The 18,229-nt window shown below is 68.6% G+C and carries 14 protein-coding genes and 1 tRNA gene; 10 read left to right on the forward strand and 5 right to left on the reverse strand.

Annotated features, from left to right (window positions below; translation table 11 throughout):
* Positions 1–274 precede the first annotated feature (274 nt).
* The 5 genes from VN779_RS09785 to VN779_RS09805 form a co-directional block, all read right to left on the reverse strand.
* The gene (locus VN779_RS09785; RefSeq protein WP_349260725.1) at positions 275–1,627 is read right to left on the reverse strand and encodes a DUF58 domain-containing protein; all 1,353 of its coding nucleotides are present in this window, start codon (positions 1,625–1,627) and stop codon (positions 275–277) included.
* 66 nt (positions 1,628–1,693) lie between these two features.
* The gene (locus VN779_RS09790) at positions 1,694–2,671 is read right to left on the reverse strand and encodes a MoxR family ATPase (protein ID WP_349260726.1); all 978 of its coding nucleotides are present in this window, start codon (positions 2,669–2,671) and stop codon (positions 1,694–1,696) included.
* 104 nt (positions 2,672–2,775) lie between these two features.
* Entirely contained in the window at positions 2,776–4,110 is a 1,335-nt protein-coding gene (locus tag VN779_RS09795) for a DUF4350 domain-containing protein (RefSeq protein WP_325722143.1), read from the reverse strand.
* Positions 4,107–4,814, reverse strand: coding sequence for a DUF4129 domain-containing protein (locus VN779_RS09800; RefSeq protein WP_325722144.1), 708 nt, complete (start codon positions 4,812–4,814; stop codon positions 4,107–4,109). Before VN779_RS09800 ends, VN779_RS09795 begins: the two co-directional genes overlap by 4 nt.
* Positions 4,811–5,920, reverse strand: a complete 1,110-nt coding sequence (locus VN779_RS09805) for a hypothetical protein (protein ID WP_325722145.1) — start codon at positions 5,918–5,920, stop codon at positions 4,811–4,813. The genes VN779_RS09800 and VN779_RS09805 overlap by 4 nt, the downstream gene beginning before the upstream one ends.
* A 168-nt stretch (positions 5,921–6,088) precedes the next feature.
* On the opposite strand from VN779_RS09805, the gene mtrA reads away from it, so the two are divergent.
* The 10 genes from mtrA to VN779_RS09855 all read left to right on the forward strand — a co-directional run bounded on the left by mtrA (position 6,089) and on the right by VN779_RS09855 (position 18,148).
* Entirely contained in the window at positions 6,089–6,766 is a 678-nt protein-coding gene (mtrA, locus tag VN779_RS09810) for an MtrAB system response regulator MtrA (protein WP_331682779.1), read from the forward strand.
* Positions 6,767–6,964: 198 nt separating this feature from the next.
* Positions 6,965–8,863, forward strand: coding sequence for an MtrAB system histidine kinase MtrB (gene mtrB, locus VN779_RS09815; RefSeq protein WP_325722147.1), 1,899 nt, complete (start codon positions 6,965–6,967; stop codon positions 8,861–8,863).
* Complete coding sequence (locus VN779_RS09820; RefSeq protein ID WP_325722148.1) at positions 8,860–10,764, forward strand: LpqB family beta-propeller domain-containing protein; 1,905 nt, start codon at positions 8,860–8,862, stop codon at positions 10,762–10,764. The genes mtrB and VN779_RS09820 overlap by 4 nt, the downstream gene beginning before the upstream one ends.
* Before the next feature lie 36 nt (positions 10,765–10,800).
* Complete coding sequence (locus VN779_RS09825; RefSeq protein WP_325722149.1) at positions 10,801–11,523, forward strand: hypothetical protein; 723 nt, start codon at positions 10,801–10,803, stop codon at positions 11,521–11,523.
* A gap of 590 nt (positions 11,524–12,113) precedes the next feature.
* Positions 12,114–12,809 (forward strand): ribosome hibernation-promoting factor, HPF/YfiA family, encoded by a 696-nt coding sequence (gene hpf / locus VN779_RS09830; protein ID WP_325722150.1) that lies wholly within the window; start codon positions 12,114–12,116, stop codon positions 12,807–12,809.
* A 429-nt stretch (positions 12,810–13,238) separates the two neighbouring features.
* On the forward strand, positions 13,239–13,898 hold the full coding sequence (locus VN779_RS09835) for a response regulator (RefSeq protein WP_414639628.1): 660 nt from the start codon (positions 13,239–13,241) through the stop codon (positions 13,896–13,898).
* A 50-nt stretch (positions 13,899–13,948) separates the two neighbouring features.
* Positions 13,949–15,109, forward strand: a complete 1,161-nt coding sequence (gene cax, locus VN779_RS09840; RefSeq protein WP_325722152.1) for a calcium/proton exchanger — start codon at positions 13,949–13,951, stop codon at positions 15,107–15,109.
* A gap of 103 nt (positions 15,110–15,212) precedes the next feature.
* Positions 15,213–15,283 (forward strand) — tRNA-Gln (locus VN779_RS09845).
* A gap of 93 nt (positions 15,284–15,376) precedes the next feature.
* Positions 15,377–16,882: a bifunctional UDP-N-acetylglucosamine diphosphorylase/glucosamine-1-phosphate N-acetyltransferase GlmU gene (glmU, locus tag VN779_RS09850; protein WP_325722153.1), complete on the forward strand. Its 1,506-nt coding sequence runs from the start codon at positions 15,377–15,379 to the stop codon at positions 16,880–16,882.
* Positions 16,883–17,170: 288 nt separating this feature from the next.
* Positions 17,171–18,148, forward strand: a complete 978-nt coding sequence (locus VN779_RS09855; protein WP_325722154.1) for a ribose-phosphate diphosphokinase — start codon at positions 17,171–17,173, stop codon at positions 18,146–18,148.
* The last annotated feature ends 81 nt before the right edge of the window (positions 18,149–18,229 follow it).

The following is an 18,229-nucleotide window of genomic DNA, read 5'->3' on the forward strand; positions in this document are numbered from 1 at the left end:
CCGGAAGCTAAGCCCGCCAGCGCCGAGGGTACTGCCGGGGAGACCCGGCGGGAGAGCAGGACACCGCCGCACAACCCGTAACACCCCGAGGTCTTGCCCAATCCAACCGGATCGGGCAAGACCCCGGGGCATTTTCATGCCCATTTTCGGGAGCCAGACAGGGAACAGAGCGCAGCGCTCCGCGTCCCGGCATGATCTGCGGCTCGGCTTGTCGAATACCGCGCGCAGGCATCGCGCCCCGGCTACGGCTCTAGCTCCTTGCCATCGCCAGGAACTACAAGCGGCCGGCGGCCTTCAACGCCAAATAACGGTCCGCCAGCGCGGGCGCGAAACGCTCAGGAACCGCATCCACTACCTCGACGCCGTGCCGCCCCAACTCCGCCGCGACCTGACGCCTCGTCGTCAAAGCCAACTCCGCCGAAGCCGCCGCGAACACCGCGTCCGCATCACCCCGCGCTGTCGAAAGCTGCGCGATCCGTGGATCCGCGACCGACCCGACCACGACCTTGTGCCGCCCCGTCAGCCGCCCCATCTGCGGCAGCAGACCCTCGCTGATCGCCGCCGCGTCAATGCTCGTCAGCAGCACTACCAGCGATCGCCTGCGGACCCGCTGCGTCAAGAACGTGACCAGGCCCTCGGCATTGAGCTCGATCAGCGACGGCTCCATCACCGCCATCGCATCGCTGAACAGCGCCAGCGTGCGGCCAGGCAATGCCCCCGCAACCGACGCGCGCAGCTGCTGGTCGTAGGCGAGCAGATCGACCCGGTCTCCGGCTCGCGTTGCCAGCGCTGCCAAAAGCAACGCCGCATCGATCGCCGAATCGAGCCGTGGCATGTCGCCCACCCGGCCCGCCGAGGTGCGGCTCGTATCCAAGACGATCACGACATGCCGATCGCGCTCCGGCCGCCACGTACGCACGACCACGTCGTTTCGTCGCGCGGTAGCCCGCCAGTCGATCGAGCGCACGTCGTCGCCGACCACGTACTCGCGCAGGGAGTCGAACTCGCTGCCCTGACCGCGCACCAATACCGGTGTACGGCCGTCAGTCTCGTGCAGACGCGCCAACCGGGACGGCAGATGCTTTCGGCTCTCGAACGGTGGCAGTACCCGCAGCCGCCACGGCACCTCGCGCGAGACCTGACGGCCGGCCAGGCCGAGCGGGCCGAGGGACCGGATCGTCACTCGGTCCGGCGTGCGATCTCCGCGCCGTGTCGGCGTCAGGACCGTGTCGATACGCTGCGCGCTGTTCGCCTCAATCGCGAGCGAGTGTCGCGGCTCCTTCGCTACTTCTAAAACTTGACGCGGCTGCGTGGTGCGCGCGAGGTTTCCGGCGCTCGGCGACCAGGCGTCGCGCAGCGTTCCCCGCAGCGGCCGCGGACCCACGTTCACGACGTCGAGGCTGACGTTCGCGCTCTCTCCGAGCCGGACGGTCGCGTCGCCGCTTCGATTGAACGCCAGATCCCGCAGCGAACCCGCACGTAGCGCATCCGTCGCAACCCCGCAGCCCAACGCAGCCTCGAACGCCGCGATACCGGCCCAACCCGGCAGGTGCAGCACACCCGAGACCACGCCGACCACCACTGAACCGGCGGCGGCCAACGCGCCGGTGCGGCCGGTCAGGACCAGGCCGCCACGGCCGGATTGCGTGGCGTCTTTACGGAACGCGGAAGGTCGCATGTCGCGCGTCTGTCCTTAGCGGGGAACCGCGACGTTACCGAGCACACCGTCGATCACCGCGTCCGTCGACACGCCCTCAAGCTCACTCTCCGGCCGCAGTCGCACACGGTGACGCAACACCGGCCGAGCCAGTGACTTGATGTCATCCGGGCTCACGTAATCACGCCCGGACAGCCACGCCCAGGCGCGTGACGCGGCGAGCAGCGCGGTACCGCCACGAGGTGACACCCCAACAGACAACGCTGGCGCGGTACGGGTCGCGCGCACGATATCCGTGATGTATCCGAGCACTTCCGGAGTCACCGTGACCTTACGTACCGCGTCACGCGCCGTCTCGATCTCGGCTCGGCCGGCCACCGGGCGCACTCCCGCGGCGGCGAGCTGGCGGGGATCGAAGCCGTCGGCGTGCCGGCGCAGCACCGCGATCTCCTCGTCACGGCTCGGCAGCGGCAGGTTCAGCTTCAGCAGGAACCGGTCGAGCTGAGCCTCCGGCAGGGGGTACGTGCCCTCGAACTCCAGCGGGTTCTGCGTCGCCGCGACGACGAACGGGAACGGCAGGCGGCGCGGGGTGCCGTCCACGGTCACCTGCCGCTCCTCCATGCTCTCGAGCAGCGCGGCCTGCGTCTTCGGCGGCGTGCGGTTGATCTCGTCGGCCAGCAGCAGATTGGTGAACACCGGGCCCTCGCGGAACGAGAACTGCGCGGTGCGCGCGTCGAAGATGAGCGATCCGGTCACATCGCCGGGCATCAGGTCGGGGGTGAACTGAACCCGCTTGGTGTCTAGCGAAAGCGCCGCGGACAGCGACCGCACCAGCAGCGTCTTGGCGACGCCGGGCACTCCTTCCAGCAGCACGTGGCCCTCGCACAGCAACGCGATCACCAGCCCGGTGACCGCCGCGTCCTGGCCGACCACTGCCTTCGCCACCTCGGCTCGCACCGCCTGCAGTGAGCGGCGCGCGTCAGCAGCCTGCGATATCGAAGCCGAAAGCGGCATGGTGCCGTCGAGTGGGCGCTCTACTGCGCCGTCGAGCGCGTCGGCGTGCGGCGTCTGGTCGGACTGTGCGGTGGCGCCGAACTCGGCGGCGATGTCGGACTCGGTCACGATGACCGGACCTCCTGTTCCAATTGGTCGAGGTGGTCCGCGAGGAGGACCAGTTCGGCTTCAGACGCTGGGGCCTGGCCGGTGAGCAGATCGGCGATCAGGTCCGCGGTGACGTTCAGCCGCGCCGCTACCGGCGCGACCAGGATGGACGGATCGCCGTGCGCGCGGGCCGCCGGGACGCCGAAGTAACCGGCCAGCCGGCTCGCGGTCGCCTTGCGTAACAGCTCCGCGGCGCGGCCGTGCGCGTTGGCGCGCCGATACAGCCGAGCGTGGCCTTCCACCGTCTCGGCCGCGCGCACAGTGACCGGCAACTGTTCGGTGACAACCGCCCCGAGACGGCGGCCGCGCCAGTAAGCAACCAGCAGCACGGCCAGCAGGAGTTGGAGCATCGCCCACCAGATCCAGCTCGGCATGAGGCTGGTCAGCGTCTGCTGGCTGGCGCCTGAGCCGCCACCCCCGCCACCGCCGTTGCCGCCTCCACTGCCTCCGCCACCTCCACCTGCGCCCCCTCCGCCGCCTAGCGTGATGGTGGTCGTGGGTGCCGGACCTGGATTGTTGTTCTGGCCCGAGCCGCAGTCATAGTCAAAGCAGTTCTGCAGTGACGGATCCGGCACGAAGTTCGGCGCCAGCCAAATCAGTTCAGGATGCGCGCCGAACAACCTCAGCGCCAGAGCCGCATTACCAGCCGAAGCGAGCTCGTCGTTCTCGAAGAACGCGGCCGAGCCGAGGGCGACCACGTCGGTCGAACCGTCGCTGACGTAAGCGAACGTGGGATGCCCGTTCACCGGATAGCAGCCCGCCACAGAAGAGCTGCCGGTCGAGTTGAGGATGAACTGCGCCGGCGATCCGGTCAGCTCGATGGGTCCGGCCGCGACGGCGTCCGCCTGCGAACACGCCGGGCTCAGCGGCGCGGGAGCGCTGTCGGCGAAGGTGTCGAAATGGATCTCGGGCGCGAAGGCGCTGATCACGGTCGAGTCGCCGTCCAGGATGATCACACGGGCGAAGGAGAAGCTGGTCAGCCTGGAGAGGTCGAAATTGTCAGGATGCTCAGACTCGTCGATCACCAACGTCGTGTTGGGGCCCGAGTGGTCAAGCACTTCGCCGACGTGCGATATCGGGTAGTACCTGACGCCTTGCTGGCCAAGCAGATTGAGCAGCGCCGAGTCGGAGGTCGGGTCGAGCAGCGTCGAGGTGTCGACCGATCCGCTCGGGCTCGGCAACGCGTCGGCGTGCGCGGGCATCGGCCCGGTCGCGGCGGCCAGGACGCTGACCGCCGCGCAGAGGGCGATCCTCGTGACCGCCGCGAACCGTGGACGCAGGGACCGCCTCACCGCGCGCCACCCGGCACGGTCGGCGCGATCGCGGTCGGCAGTTGGAGCGTGCCGGGCTGCTCGGTCCGCACCAGCTCGTCGACCTCGCTGATCACCGCGTACGGCTGGGGCGTGCCGACGTATTCGCCGTATTCGACCTCGTCGAAGGCGCGGGCCGCCGCGACCAGCACCTCGGCGTGGGCGGGCAGGATCGCGCCGGCGTCCGTGGCGGCTTCATCCGCGGTGCGGTCCGCGCGTTCCGGCAGCAGTGCGCGCTCGTCGAGCGTCGCGATCACCGCGCGGAACCGCTCGCGGATCGCCTCCGCGAAATCGCCTGCGGCCGCTGCCTGCTGCGCGTTGTGGCGATGCAGGGCGGCGCCGGTCAGAATCTCCTCGGGCGTGCTTCCCGCCGCGCCGCGCTTCTCGCTCTTCTCCTTGCGCCGCTTGTCGGTGCGCGGCTTGCCAAGCCAGCGCAGCACCAGCAGCACCACCGCGACCAAGACGAAGATCGCCAGGATGATCAGCACGACCGCGAGCGCATGGCTGGGTCCGCTCGCTTGCGGCGGCTGCGTGAGCGGCGAGGGCGAGGGCAGCGCCGTGGTGGGCTGCCCGGACGGATTCTGCGGCAGGTCGCCGCGGTGATACTGCGACTTCGACAGCTCACGGATCGCCAGCTGCCGTGCCTGGTCGCTGCTCACATTCACCGGCGTGTCCGCGCGCATCATGCCGACCGCCCCTTTCCGGCAGCGATCGTCCGGGCCACCCGCGCCCACGCTATGCGGATATCCAGCCCCTCGCGACGAAAGCGCCGGTCGATGTACAGCATGGTGGCGAGGGCCGCGCGGAACGGGGCGGTGAGGATCTGGATCAGTGTCAGCACGACCAGGTACCCGGCGAGCCACCAGTAGGTCGCACCGGTCACCGGAGCGCCGTTGAGTAGATCACGCACGCCATGCGTGTTGGCGATGTAGTACTGACAGATGATCAGCGGAATCATCACGACGACGGAGATCGTCAGCGTGAGCACGGTGCTCCACAGCGTGCGCCACCGACCGGCGGTCACCAGCTTGCGCGACCGGGAGAGGGCAGAAAACCCGCGGGCGCCTTCGAGCGCTGCTACCGGCGCGGCGATCGCCCAGTCCGCGATGAGCGCGAGACATATCGGCGCGCCGACGAAGGTAATGAGCGCCATCACCGAGCCGTGACCGCCCTGCGGATCGTTCACGACAAGCAACGTGGCGAACGCGTAGAGCGCTACGAAGACGGCACGCGGCAATGCGGTAACAGCGGCGAGGCCGGAAAGACGCACGATGAGTTGCCGGGTCTGGCGCACGGGCACCGGCGACGGAGCCGCCGCGCCATCTACGTACTGCTTGATCGGTTCGGCTAGCAGACCGGCGAGAATCGAGACGGCGAAACCGGAGCACACGATCGGCAGCAGCGCATGCACGACGAAGAGGCCGAAGGTGCCCGCGCCCTGGGTAATGCCGAACTGCGCGTATGCGTTACCGGAATCGTCCGTGGTGATCACCGCGTGAGTGCGGGTCGCTGTCGCCACTGCGGCGTCGAACAGCCACGTCAACACGAAATCCGCCAGCGCCGCGCCCACCACGATCAGCGACGTCCAGCCAAGCAGCGCAACGGGTATCGCACGCACCGCGCCGATCGCGCCGTCGATCAACTCCAGGACACTCAACGGCCGCAGCGGGACCGGACGCGCGATGCGTTCCACCCCAGCTTCGGCTTCACGCACGCTAGCCGTGCGTATCACGGTGGTGATTTCCGGCGCGGGCGCACCGGGCGCGGCCCAAGCCGCCGGCAGCTCTGGCATCCCCCACCTCGTCCATCGCCCACGTGGTCGCCCCGCCACGGAGCAGGCCCACATCCTAGTGCCTTGGCGGGTCTCGGCAAGGAGTTGGAAGACCTGAGCTGTGCTTTCCCGGGCGCGGATCCCGGCATTGTTGCAATCCGCCGACGAAATGATGCAAAGATGAGCCTCATGAAGGGACGTGTGCTCATCGTCGACGACGACACCGCGCTGGCCGAGATGCTCGGTATCGTGCTGCGCGGCGAGGGCTTCGAAACCGCGACAGTATCCGACGGGGACCGTGCATTCGGCGCTTTCCGTGAATTCAAGCCGGACCTGGTGCTGCTCGACCTGATGCTGCCCGGCCGCGACGGCATCGACGTTTGCCGGCAGATCCGCTCCGAATCGGGCGTCCCCATCGTGATGCTCACCGCGAAGAGCGACACGGTAGACGTCGTGGTCGGCCTCGAGTCTGGCGCCGACGACTACGTGATCAAGCCGTTCAAGCCGAAGGAGCTGGTGGCGCGGGTCCGGGCGCGGCTGCGCCGGGCCGACGAGCCCAAGCCGGAGACGCTGAACATCGGCGATCTGTCGATCGACGTGGCCGGGCACTCGGTCAAGCGTGGCGGCGAGTCCATCGCGTTGACCCCGCTGGAGTTCGATCTGCTGGTCGCGCTCGCTCGCAAGCCCTGGCAGGTCTTCACCCGCGAGGTGCTGCTCGAACAGGTGTGGGGCTACCGGCACGCCGCGGACACCCGCCTGGTCAACGTACACGTCCAGCGGCTGCGCTCGAAGATCGAGCACGACCCGGAGAAGCCCGAGATCGTGATCACCGTGCGCGGCGTGGGATACAAAGCCGGACCGGCCTGACCAGCGCCGACGCCCGGCGGCCGGATCGCCGCGAACCTGGCCACGGCTGGGAACTCGAGACGTCCGATTTGCGTCGTCTCGGAAGAGGGGCGGCCGGGTTAGTGTGCCCAGGAGACGTTCGCGTCCCCGACTTCGACTTCGGCGGGACCGCGGCTCGGACCGGGCCGCGGCCGCGTCGGCTGAATGACAGTGGGACCGGTGGGTGAAGGCATGGGCACAGGCCTGGGAGCGAGACTGCGGCGCGCGCTGCGAGCAGTCAGCCGCACCCTGCGCGACCTGCCCGCGCGTTGGCGCCGCTCGCTGCAGTTCCGGGTCGTCTCGGTCACCATGATCCTCTCGCTGGCCGTCGCGGTCGGCCTCGGTTACTTCATCGCCCAACGGGTCGCCGACGGCATCTTGCGCACCCGGCTCGACGCGGCCAGGGTGCAGGCCAGCGTCGGCTTCCAGAGCGCGGTGCAGGACTTCAACTCCAAGAGCCTCGACCCGACCATCGACACCGGCGTGCTGGCGCAGACCGTCGCCCGCTCGCTGTGCAAGAGCAGCACCCTGTTCCAGGTCGCGATCATCCTGCAGAAGGACAACGACACCGCGACCTTCCCGGCCGCCTGCTCCAACCTGGCGATCGGCACGCTGCCCGCGGACCTGAAGAACAAGATCGAGTCCATTTCGACGGGACAGGCGTATTACGAGTTCGCCGCGGTCGAATACACCCGGCCGTCGGCGACCAAGGCCGACGCGGTCGTCTACGGCCAGCGGGTCGCCGCGAACAACAGCGGTACCGAGTTCACCGCGGACATCTTCTACGTCTTCCCGCTCAGCCAGGACGAGGCGAACCTCCAGCTCGTCGAGCTTTCCCTGGTCATCGCCGGGCTGTTGCTGGTGCTGGCGCTGGTCGCCATCGCCTGGTTCGTCTCCCGGCAGGTGGTCACCCCGGTGCGGATGGCCGCCGGAATCGCCGAACGGCTGGCCGCCGGCCGGCTCGAGGAGCGAATGCGGGTGCGCGGGGAGGACGACCTGGCCTCGCTCGCCAACTCGTTCAACAAGATGGCGGCGAACCTGCAGAACCAGATCCGGCGGCTGGAAGAGCTGAGCCGGGTGCAGCGCCGCTTCGTATCCGACGTCTCACATGAACTGCGTACCCCGCTGACCACCGTGCGTATGGCCGCCGACCTGATCCACGAGGCGCGGGAGTCCTTCGACCCGGTCGTCGCCCGCTCCGCGGAACTGCTGCAGAACCAGCTCGACCGGTTCGAGGAACTGCTCGCCGACCTGCTCGAGATCAGCCGGTTCGACGCGGGCGCCGCGATCCTGGACGCGGAACCGGTCGACCTGCGCGCGCTGGTGCAACGCGTTGTCGAAGCCTGCGCGCCGCTGGCTGAACGCAAGGGCAGCGCCGTGGTCGTCGACGCGCCTGAGGAACCGTGCGTCGCCGAGGTCGACGCGCGCCGGATCGATCGGGTGTTGCGCAACCTGGTGGTCAACGCGATTGAGCACGGCGAGGGCCGGGATGTGATCATCAAGGTGGCCGTTTCGGATGACGCGGTGGCCGTCGCGGTACGGGACCACGGCGTCGGCCTGCGTCCCGGCGAGTCCTCGCTGGTGTTCAACCGGTTCTGGCGCGCGGACCCGGCGCGGGCCCGCACCACCGGCGGCACCGGCCTCGGCCTGGCGATCGCGCTGGAGGACGCGCGGCTGCACCACGGCTGGCTCCAGGCCTGGGGCGAGCCCGGTGGCGGCTCTCAGTTCCGGCTCACCGTGCCGCGCAACACGCGCGTCGAACTGCTGCGTTCCCCGATCCCGCTGGAACCCGAGGACTCCACCCACCACTTGCGCCAGCGTCGCGGCTCGGAGCCGGCGGCGACTGGGCACCGGCCGCTGGTCGATCAGGGCGCGGCGTCTCGTCCCGGTCCAGTGCGCGCTCCGGCAGGTCCGGCCGGTTCGCCAAGGTCTGCCGGCAAGCCAGGTCAGGACACCGCTGCTGTCGTGGACCGGGCGACCGTTTCAAGCCCGCCGTCCATCACCGGGTTCGGTGAGGGAGACCTGCACAGCGACGTGATCAGCAGTGGCGACGGTGCGGGAGCGGGGGACCAGTCGTGACTACCCGCAAGCCCTCCGCACGCGCCGCCGCGCTCGGCCTGCTGTCCCTGTTCGGCTTCCTGACCGCGGGCTGCGTCAATCTGCCGGCGAATTCCGGCGTGAACACGGTCAGCAAGCAGGCCGACGCCGGTGGCGGTTCGGACGTGCGGATCTGGCCGCAAGGCCCGCAGCGTCACGAGCAGCCAGCGGCGATAGTCGAGGGCTTCCTGCAGACTGCGGCCAGCGACCCGGGCAACCTCTCCATCGCCCGCGAATACCTCACCGGCGACGCGCAGAGCTGGGATCCGCAGAAGGTCGTGATCTTCAGCGGCGACGAATCCAATCCCGCCTCGGTGCCCGGTCACGACAACGAGGTGCAGATCACCGGCACCGTGCTCGCGAAGGTCGACGACGACGGCACCTACGAGCCGGTTTCGCAGCCGACTCAGTCGGCGTCGGCAACGAGTCAGCAGGTGACGGCTCCGGTACCGCACGACGCCTACAAGTTCTCGGTCAAATACAACGACGACAAGGGCTACTACCAGATCGACAAGCTGCCCAGCGACGACTTCGGCATCGTGCTGACCGAAGAGACGTTCCGCGCCGAGTACAACGCGTACAGCCTCTACTACCTCAACAGCGACGCGCAGGGCGAGAGCATGATCCCGGTGCCCGTTTACCTGCGTGCTCAGTCCGACGTCGCGATCGCGCAGAAGCTGGCCGACAAGCTGCTCACCGGGCCGCCCGCGTGGCTCGATGGAGCGGCCGTGACCGCCGCGCCGCAGATCGCCCTGGCCGGCCGGAACGCCGTCACGATCGAGTCGGACGGCACGGCGCAGGTCACCGTCAAGTCACCAAACGCCTGCACCACGCGCAGTGCCAGTGCATGCAAGGTTCTCGCCGACGAACTCTTCGCCTCCTTCAGCGACCTTGCGTCCGTCAGCAGCGTAAGCATCGTCGATCAGCACGGTACTCAGCTCGGTGAGTCGCTCGGCTCCGTCGACAGCGTGCTCAGGCGCTACCACGTCGGGATCGGCGGACCCGGCAACGGCACGTACTACTACCTCGGCAAGGACTACGCCGTCTACGCCTACAGCTCCAAGGGCAGCCAGCTTCAGCAGGTCGGCCCGACCAGCCGGCACTATCGCGCCCTCGCCGTCACCGACTACGACGGCCAGATCATCGCCGCCTTGGTCGACGACACCAAGACCAAGCTCTACCTCGGCGAACCCGGCGTGGCCGCGAACAGCCAGCCCGTCTTCACCGGCCAGATCAGCTCGCTCAGCTGGGACGCGCTCGGTCACCTGTGGTTCATCGACAACGCGCAACACCCGGCCGCCCTATACCGGCTGGATGCGACCCAGGGCCTTGAAGCGCACCCACAGCAGGTCGCCTCGATCGGTTCCGACGGGGATTCGATGGCCATCGCCCAACTCGCCGTCGCGCCGGACGGCCGCCGGGTCGCCGTCGTGTACAGCGAGCAGTCGCCGTCGACGGGATCGACGGTCTACTCGGTGGGCATCGGCGTGTTCGAAGGCAGCGGTTCGAGCCAGTCGCTGGATCTGCGGCAGGCCGTGCAGAACCCGGTCGTGTACCAGTGGAGCTCGTTGAAGGACATCGACTGGCACGGCAGCCAGTCCCTGGCCGTGCTCGGCGGCCAGCAACCCTCCTCTCCCTCAGTGGTCTCCGAGCTGTACACGGACGGTTCGCCGGTGACGAACTCGACCGACCTCAACGCGGTCACCATCAACCCGCCGAACACCACGAGCAGCATCGAGTGGACCGGAAGCACCTTGCTGGCCGCGTATGGAAGCGCGAGCGACGCGCCGCAACAGATCACCCAGTACTCGTTCAACAGCAACTCGTGGAGTTCTCAGGGCGCGGTTCCGGTCCAGGGTTTTTCGCCGAGTTACGCCAATTGACCGTCTTGTCCCAGGCCGGTCGCCTATGATCATCGCGTGGGGGAAGAGCTGACGGAGCGTCAGCGGCGGTCCTGGTGGGCGGCGCTGCTTGATCTTGTGTTGCCAGCGGAGTGCGCCGGTTGCGGCCGCACGGGCACTGGCACCGTGACCGAGGGATTGTGCAGCACCTGCGCAATCGCCCTCTCCGGGGCACCGATCCCCGTGCGCACGGTGCGGCGCCTGGCCGGCCTGCCTCCGGTGCACGCACTCGCGCCCTACCGTGAACCGGTCGCGGACATCATCGTCGCGCAGAAGGAACACAACCGGCTCGATCTCGCCAGGCCGCTCGGCCGCCGACTCGCTCGCGCGGTACTGGCCGCCTGCCCAGGCGCGGCTGCGATCTGGCTGGTGCCCGCGCCGTCCGCTCGCTCATCGATCCGCCGCCGTGGCCAGGATCCCGTACGCCGCATGGCCTGCGCCGCAGCTGATGAACTGCGTGCGCACGGCCATACCGCCAACGTCCTGCCGGCTCTGCGTCACCAGCGGCGGGTAGCGGACCAGGTCGGCCTGACGCATCAGGAGCGCGCGCAGAATCTCAAGGACGCGCTCGTCGTGCGACCGGCCGCGGTCTCGCGCCTAATCCAGCGCCCGGCCGTCCTCATCGACGATGTGACAACCAGCGGGGCCACGCTCGCCGAAGCCGCGCGCGCGATCCGGGCCGCCGGCGGGCGACCGGTGGGCGCGGCAGTCCTCGCCGCCACCAGACTCAGCGGCCACTGACCCTTTTGATCGGAAAATCGCCGGACCGAACCGGAGCGGCCCCCGACCCGTGCACTCCCTTAACGCCTCGGCACCAAGTCCCAGCTAGTCCCGGCTAGAGGAGGTACCGATGAACCAGCCACCGCCTCGCCGTTCGCCCGTCTCGACTCGCGACCGTTTCGCCACCTTGCGCAAGCCGAAGACCCCAGGTGAACGCCCCCGGATTCACCCTCTTGGCGGAGTAGGCCCATTGGCCCCTACCGTTCATGCTCAAGCGGGATTACGTTCAAGCGTATGAGCAGCGCGCACGACGACTGACGGCCGAAGTCGCGACGCGCCCGAATCTCTTGGCTGGAACTCGAAAAGGCCTTTCCGTCGTTACCCCTCCAAAGCCGGATCTTCCCGGCGTAGGTTGACAAGTCTCAAACCAGTCCCAGGAGGTGGTGCAGCCCTACCCAAGTACCGGATATAGCCACTCCTACCAGTGGAGCGCGACCCCGCACGCGATGCCGAGCCGGGGAAGCGCCCAAGCCGCAGCAGTGTCAGTCCAGACAGCGAGCGCGGCGCGGAACAACCAGCGCCGGGCAATCAGCGAGCAAAGGGAGACGCGCGTGGACATCGTGGTGAAGGGCCGCAAGACCGAGGTGACCGAACGGTTCCGCAAGCACGTGGTCGATAAGCTCTCGCGTATCGAGCGCTTCGACGGCAAGGCGATGAGCCTCGACGTGGAACTGTCCAAGGAGCGCAACCCCCGGCAGGCCGAACGCTGCGACCGGATCGAGATCACCCTGCGCACCCGCGGCCCCGTGGTCCGGGCCGAAGCCTGCGCCGCCGATCCCTACGCCGCCCTCGACCTGGCCGCCACCAAGCTGGAGGCACGGCTGCGCCGGGCCGCCGACCGCCGCCGTGTGCACCACGGCCGCCGCAGCCCGGTCTCCGTGTCCGTCGCCACCTCCACGCTGGCCGAACTCGAGGCCGCCGAGCTGACCGAGCAGCTGGCCCAGGCGTCCGCGCCCGCCGAGGAGCCCCGCGCCGACATCCGGCGTGCCGGCCCGATCGAGATCGAGGGCGACGGCCCGATGATCGTGCGCGAGAAGACGCACACCGCCCCGTCGATGGACCTGTGCCAGGCCCTCTACGAGATGGAGCTGGTCGGCCACGACTTCTACCTGTTCGTGGACGCCGACACCAAGCTGCCCTCCGTGGTCTACCGCCGCCGCGGTTACGACTACGGCGTGATTCACCTGGAGGAAACCGGCGCGGCGCACTACTCCGGCGGCCAGCCGGGCTCCGCCACGGCAGCGTAATCAGGCCTCGGACACGCCCCGAAACAGCGGCGGAACAGCACACTTGACGATGCATCAGCAGGCGCGGACCCGGACCGCTGAACGCGGATCGCCCGAAAAGGCGGCGACCACGTCCCGAGCGGTACTGTCAATCCCGGGTCCGCGCCAGCTATTATCAGGTTTCGCCGATACTGTGCGATGATGACTCGGTCACTCAGCGTCTCCGGCGTCCCGTGCGGGAGTGACGGGCGCCTGCCCGGACCGGCCGATCCAGGTACAAGGGGGTACGGACAGGTGGCCCAATCCGATTCCGGCAGGCCGGTCGGCGTGCGCCAGGAGGGCATTCCGGCGCAGCAGCCCGCCCGTCCGCGCCCGTCGACGCCCCAGTCCGCCAAGCCGGCCGGCTCGCCGGGCCCGGCGGCTGGACCGGCCGCATCCGGCGCCGACCCCATCCGCGTCCTGCTGGTCGACGACCACGCCCTACTGCGCCGCGGCCTGGACATCGTGCTGCAGCAGGAGCCGGATATCGAAGTGGTCGGCGAGGCCGGGGACGGCACGGAAGCGGTGGAAAAGGCCGGGGAACTGCTTCCGGACGTGGTGCTGCTCGACGTGAAGATGCCTAAGCGCAGCGGCATCGAGGCGGCGGCCGCGATCAAGGAGGTCGCCCCGTCCACCCGCGTGATCATGCTCACCATGAGCGATGAGGAAGCCGACCTCTACGACGCGATCAAGGCCGGCGCCACCGGATATCTGCTCAAGGAGATCCCGCCGCACGAGATCGCCGACTCGATCCGCGCGGTCGCCGGCGGCCAGTCGCTGATCACTCCTTCGATGGCTACCAAGCTGCTGAGCGAGTTCGCCACCATGGCCAAGAGCGGCGAGGAGCGCCGCGAGCAGGGGCCGCCCGCGCCGAAGCTGACCGACCGCGAGCTTGAGGTGCTCAAGCTGATCGCCACCGGCGCCAACAACAGCAAGATCGCTAAGACCCTGTTCATCAGCGAGAACACGGTCAAGAACCACGTGCGCAACATCCTGGAGAAGCTTCAGCTGCACTCGCGGATGGAAGCCGTCATGTACGCGGTGCGCGAGAAGATCCTCGACCTGCCCTGATCTCCTAGCGGGCCATCGCAGCGGTCCGTCATGCCCTACGCTCGGCGGTCATGACGACCACGCAGCCCGCAGGGCCGCCCGATACCGGTAAACAGCTCGCGCTCGGCAGGGTCCTGAGCCGATCGGACATCGTCCTCATGCTTGGGGCGGCGGCGTTCACCATCGCCGCCGCGCTCACCAAGGGCGGCGGAGCGGTCTTCCCGTTCGTGGTCTGCGCGGTAGCGGTGGCGCTGCTCGCGGCGCTGGTCGGCCGGGCCGTGGACCATCTCGCGGACCGGCTCGGCGCCGGCGCGGTCGGCGTGCTCCAATCCGCCCTCGGCAACCTGCCGGAGCTGTTCATCTGCATCTTCGCGCTGCGCTCGCACCTGACCGACGTGGTCACCGCCGCGATCATCGGCTCCATCCTCGGCAACTTGCTGCTGGTGCTCGGCCTCTCCTTCTTCGTCGGCGGCCGCAAGAACGGGGTGCTGCGTTTCTCCGAGGGCCGGGCCCGGATGATCATGGCGCTGATGATCCTTTCGGTCGCCGCGATGCTCGTGCCGTCCCTCGCGTCCTACATCCACGCCGCCGCCGCGAGCCACGAGGTGGGTCTCTCTCGCATCACCGCGGTGGTGCTACTGGTCGTGTTCGCGCTCTCGGTGCCCGCCTCCCTGCGTCGCGAGGAGTCCGCCGCCGAGGCGGCGCCGGAACCAGGCGAGCAGCAGCCGGCTGGGGCGCGCGCGGAAGCCGCCGAGCAGGAGCAAGGCAATCGCTGGCCGCTCGCGTTCGCGGTGGGCATGCTCGCCGTGACCGGAGTGCTCGCGGCGTATGTATCGGACCTGTTCGTCAATGCCCTGCAGCCCGCGATGAACTCGCTGCACATCTCGGACGCCTTCGCCGGCCTGGTGATCGTGGCCATCGCGGGCAACGCCGTGGAGAACGCGGTCGGCGTCAAGCTCGCCTGGCAGAACCAGGCAGACCACGCCCTCTCGGTGATCCTCAACAGCCCGCTGCAAATCGCCCTGGTCCTAGCCCCGGCGCTGGTGCTGCTCTCCCCACTGGTCGGCGGCGCGACCTTCACGCTGGTCTTCAACCCGATGCTGGTGACCACGGTCGGCGTCTCCACGCTCGCCGTCGCATACCTAGTGTCCGACGGCGAATCGGATTGGCTGGAAGGCGCGACGATGGTCGGCCTCTACGTGCTCATCGCCGCCGCATTCTGGTGGGGATAGGTGCTGGCCGTGGATACGGCAGGTCGCGGAATCCTGGCGGCGGGTGGTGCCGCGGATGTGCCAGACTAGGGGGCCGAGTTCTCCGTAGCGAGGACTCAAACCTTCCCGGGTCGTCTAAGGGCAGGACGCAGTCTTTTGGTGTCTGTTATGGAGGTTCGAATCCTTCCCCGGGAGCCCTCACCGAACTCGGACGCTCGGCCGTCCAGGCGGTAGATCAGCCGGTAGGCTCGGTGCTGAAATCCAGCATCCGAGGTCGAGGAGACCGGTGTGTCTGAGCCGAGCGCGTCAGCTCCCGTCCGTCCCGCAGCCGTACTGATCCTGGCCGCGGGGGAGGGGAAGCGGATGAAGTCCGCGACCCCGAAGGTTCTGCACACGCTGTGCGGGCGGTCGATGCTGGGGCATGTCGTCGCCGCGGCGCGGGAGCTTTCGCCGGAACGGCTGGTCGTCGTGGTCGGGCACGGGCGCGGCCAGGTTTCCGCGCACCTGGCCGAGATCGACGCCGAGGCGCAGCCAGTCGTGCAGGAGGTGCAGCACGGCACTGGGCACGCGGTGCGGATCGCGACGGAGGCGATCGCCGCGCAGGGCGCCATCGACGGGACGGTCGTCGTCACCTACGGCGACACGCCGCTGCTGACCGCGGGCACGCTGGACGCATTGGTGACGGTGCATCAGGAGGCCGGCAACGCGGTCACCGTGCTGACGGCGAATGTCCCGGATCCGACCGGCTATGGCCGGATCGTGCGCCGGGACGGCGCGGTCGAGCGGATCGTCGAGCAGAAGGACGCCTCGCCGCAGCAGGCCGCCATCCGCGAGATCAACTCGGGCGTGTACGCCTTCGACGCGAAGCTGCTGGCCGAGGGTCTTTCCCGGCTGACCTCCGCGAACGCGCAGGGCGAGGAGTACCTGACCGACGTGCTTGGCATCCTCGCCGAGGACGGTCACCGCGTCGGCGCGCTCACCGTCGCGGACCACCACGAGATCCTCGGTGCCAACGACCGCGCGCAGCTGGCCGAACTGCGCCGGATCTTCAACGCGCGACTGACTGGGCACTGGATGCGCGAAGGGGTCACCATCGTCGATCCCGCGACCACGTGGATCGACGTCCAGGTCCGGTTGGAGCCGGACACCGTTGTGCTGCCGAACACGCAGCTGTGCGGAGAGACGCGGATCGCGGCCGGCGCGCAGGTCGGCCCGAACTGCACGCTGACGGCGACGATCGTCGGCGCCGGGGCGCGCGTGACGAACGCCACAACCGAGGGTGCGGTGATCGGTGAGAGCGCGACGGTCGGTCCGTACACCTATCTGCGGCCGGGCACGCGGCTCGGGCGCAAGGCCAAGGCGGGCGGCTTCGTCGAGATGAAGAACGCGGTCGTCGGTGACGGTTCGAAAGTTCCGCACCTGTCCTATGTCGGCGACGCGCAGATCGGCGAGGGCTGCAATATCGGCGCCGGAACCATCACGGCGAACTATGACGGCGTCAACAAGCATCGAACCGAGATCGGCGATCACGTGTTCGTCGGCACGGACACGGTCCTGATCGCTCCGGCGCAGGTCGCGGACGGTGCGTATGTCGCCGCCGGTTCGGCGATCACCAAGCCGGTTCCGGCCGGCGCGCTCGCGGTGGCGCGGGGGCAGCAGCGCAACATCGATGGCTGGGTGGAGCGCAAGTGGCCGGGGACGAACGCGGCGCAAGCCGCGCGCGCCGCGGCATCGCGCGAAGGAACAGCAGACGCCGAAAACGGCGCTGTGGCTTCGGGTGACGCCGGGAAATAACGGGTGTCGAGTCCGTCACATCCGGCGCGGCGCGGCACAGGGCGATTCCCGGCGCGATCGGGCGAACTCGGGCGAACCGAAGGCGAACGCCGCGCGAACATCCGGACGATAGCAGCAGTTGTTCTGAGACCATAGGATGAGAGACAAGGCCCGGCTTAGCCGGACGGCCAGGACGAATCGCCCGTAATCCGCCCTGCGGACCGGACGCGGGCTCCCGGCCGCACCGGGCCTCGCGCCGCCGCGCGCGTCGGCTCCGACCGTGGCAGCGACCCTTGGGGAGTGCGTACAGTGACCGGGATCTTGGCGACCGGCCAGAAGAAGCTGATGCTGTTCTCCGGCCGAGCCCATCCGGAGCTGGCCCGGCAGGTCGCCAAAGAACTGGGCGTGGAGCTGGCGCCGACGCGGGCCTTCGACTTCGCCAACGGCGAGATCTACGTGCGTTTCGAGGAGTCGGTGCGCGGCTGCGACGCCTTCGTGCTGCAGAGTCACACCGCGCCGATCAACCAGTGGATCATGGAGCAGCTGATCATGGTCGATGCGCTCAAGCGCGCCTCGGCGAAGCGGATCACCGTGATCATGCCGTTCTACGGCTATGCCAGGCAGGACAAGAAGCACCGCGGCCGCGAGCCGATCTCGGCCCGGCTGATGGCCGACCTGTTCAAGCAAGCCGGCGCGGACCGGCTGATGGCGATCGACTTGCACACCGACCAGATCCAGGGCTACTTCGACGGCCCGGTCGACCACCTGTGGGCGATGCCACTGCTGATCAAGTACATCCGGGAGAACATCGACATCTCACGGATGACGATCGTCTCCCCGGACGCCGGCCGGGTGAAGGTCGCCGACAAGTGGAGCGACAAGCTCGGCGCGCCGATCGCCATTGTGCACAAGCGCCGCGACATCAACGTGGCGAACCAGGTCTCCGTACACGAGATCGTCGGTGACATCCGCGGCCGCGTCTGCGTCCTGGTGGACGACATGATCGACACTGCGGGAACCATCTGCGCCGCGGCCGAGGCGCTGTACGAAAACGGCGCGGCCGAGGTGATCATCGTCTCGACGCACGCGGTGTTCTCCGGACCGGCGATCGACCGGCTGAAGAACTCGCGGGTCAGCCAGGTCATCGTCACCGACACGCTGCCGCTGGCCGAGGAGCGCCGCTTCGACAAGCTCACCGTGCTCTCGGTCGCGCCCATCGTGGCGCGGGCCATCTCAGAGGTCTTCGAGGACGGCTCGGTGACCTCGATGTTCGAGGGCGACGCCTAACCGGTCCGACGAGCGCAGAGGTTTCTTCGGCTTCGAACTCTTTACCGAATATCACCTGGTCGATCGGAATCAGCCTTGATA

Source organism: Actinocrinis sp. (genome assembly GCF_035605935.1).
In the GTDB taxonomy this organism is placed as follows: domain Bacteria; phylum Actinomycetota; class Actinomycetes; order Streptomycetales; family Catenulisporaceae; genus Actinocrinis.

Coding starts and splice junctions, on each gene's coding strand:
- VN779_RS09805 (WP_325722145.1), bottom strand. CDS start 5,920: ATGCCAGAGCTGCCGGCGGCTTGGGCCGCGCCCGGTGCGCCCGCGCCG.
- VN779_RS09800 (WP_325722144.1), bottom strand. CDS start 4,814: ATGATGCGCGCGGACACGCCGGTGAATGTGAGCAGCGACCAGGCACGG.
- cax (WP_325722152.1), top strand. CDS start 13,949: ATGACGACCACGCAGCCCGCAGGGCCGCCCGATACCGGTAAACAGCTC.
- mtrA (WP_331682779.1), top strand. CDS start 6,089: ATGAAGGGACGTGTGCTCATCGTCGACGACGACACCGCGCTGGCCGAG.
- VN779_RS09790 (WP_349260726.1), bottom strand. CDS start 2,671: ATGCCGCTTTCGGCTTCGATATCGCAGGCTGCTGACGCGCGCCGCTCA.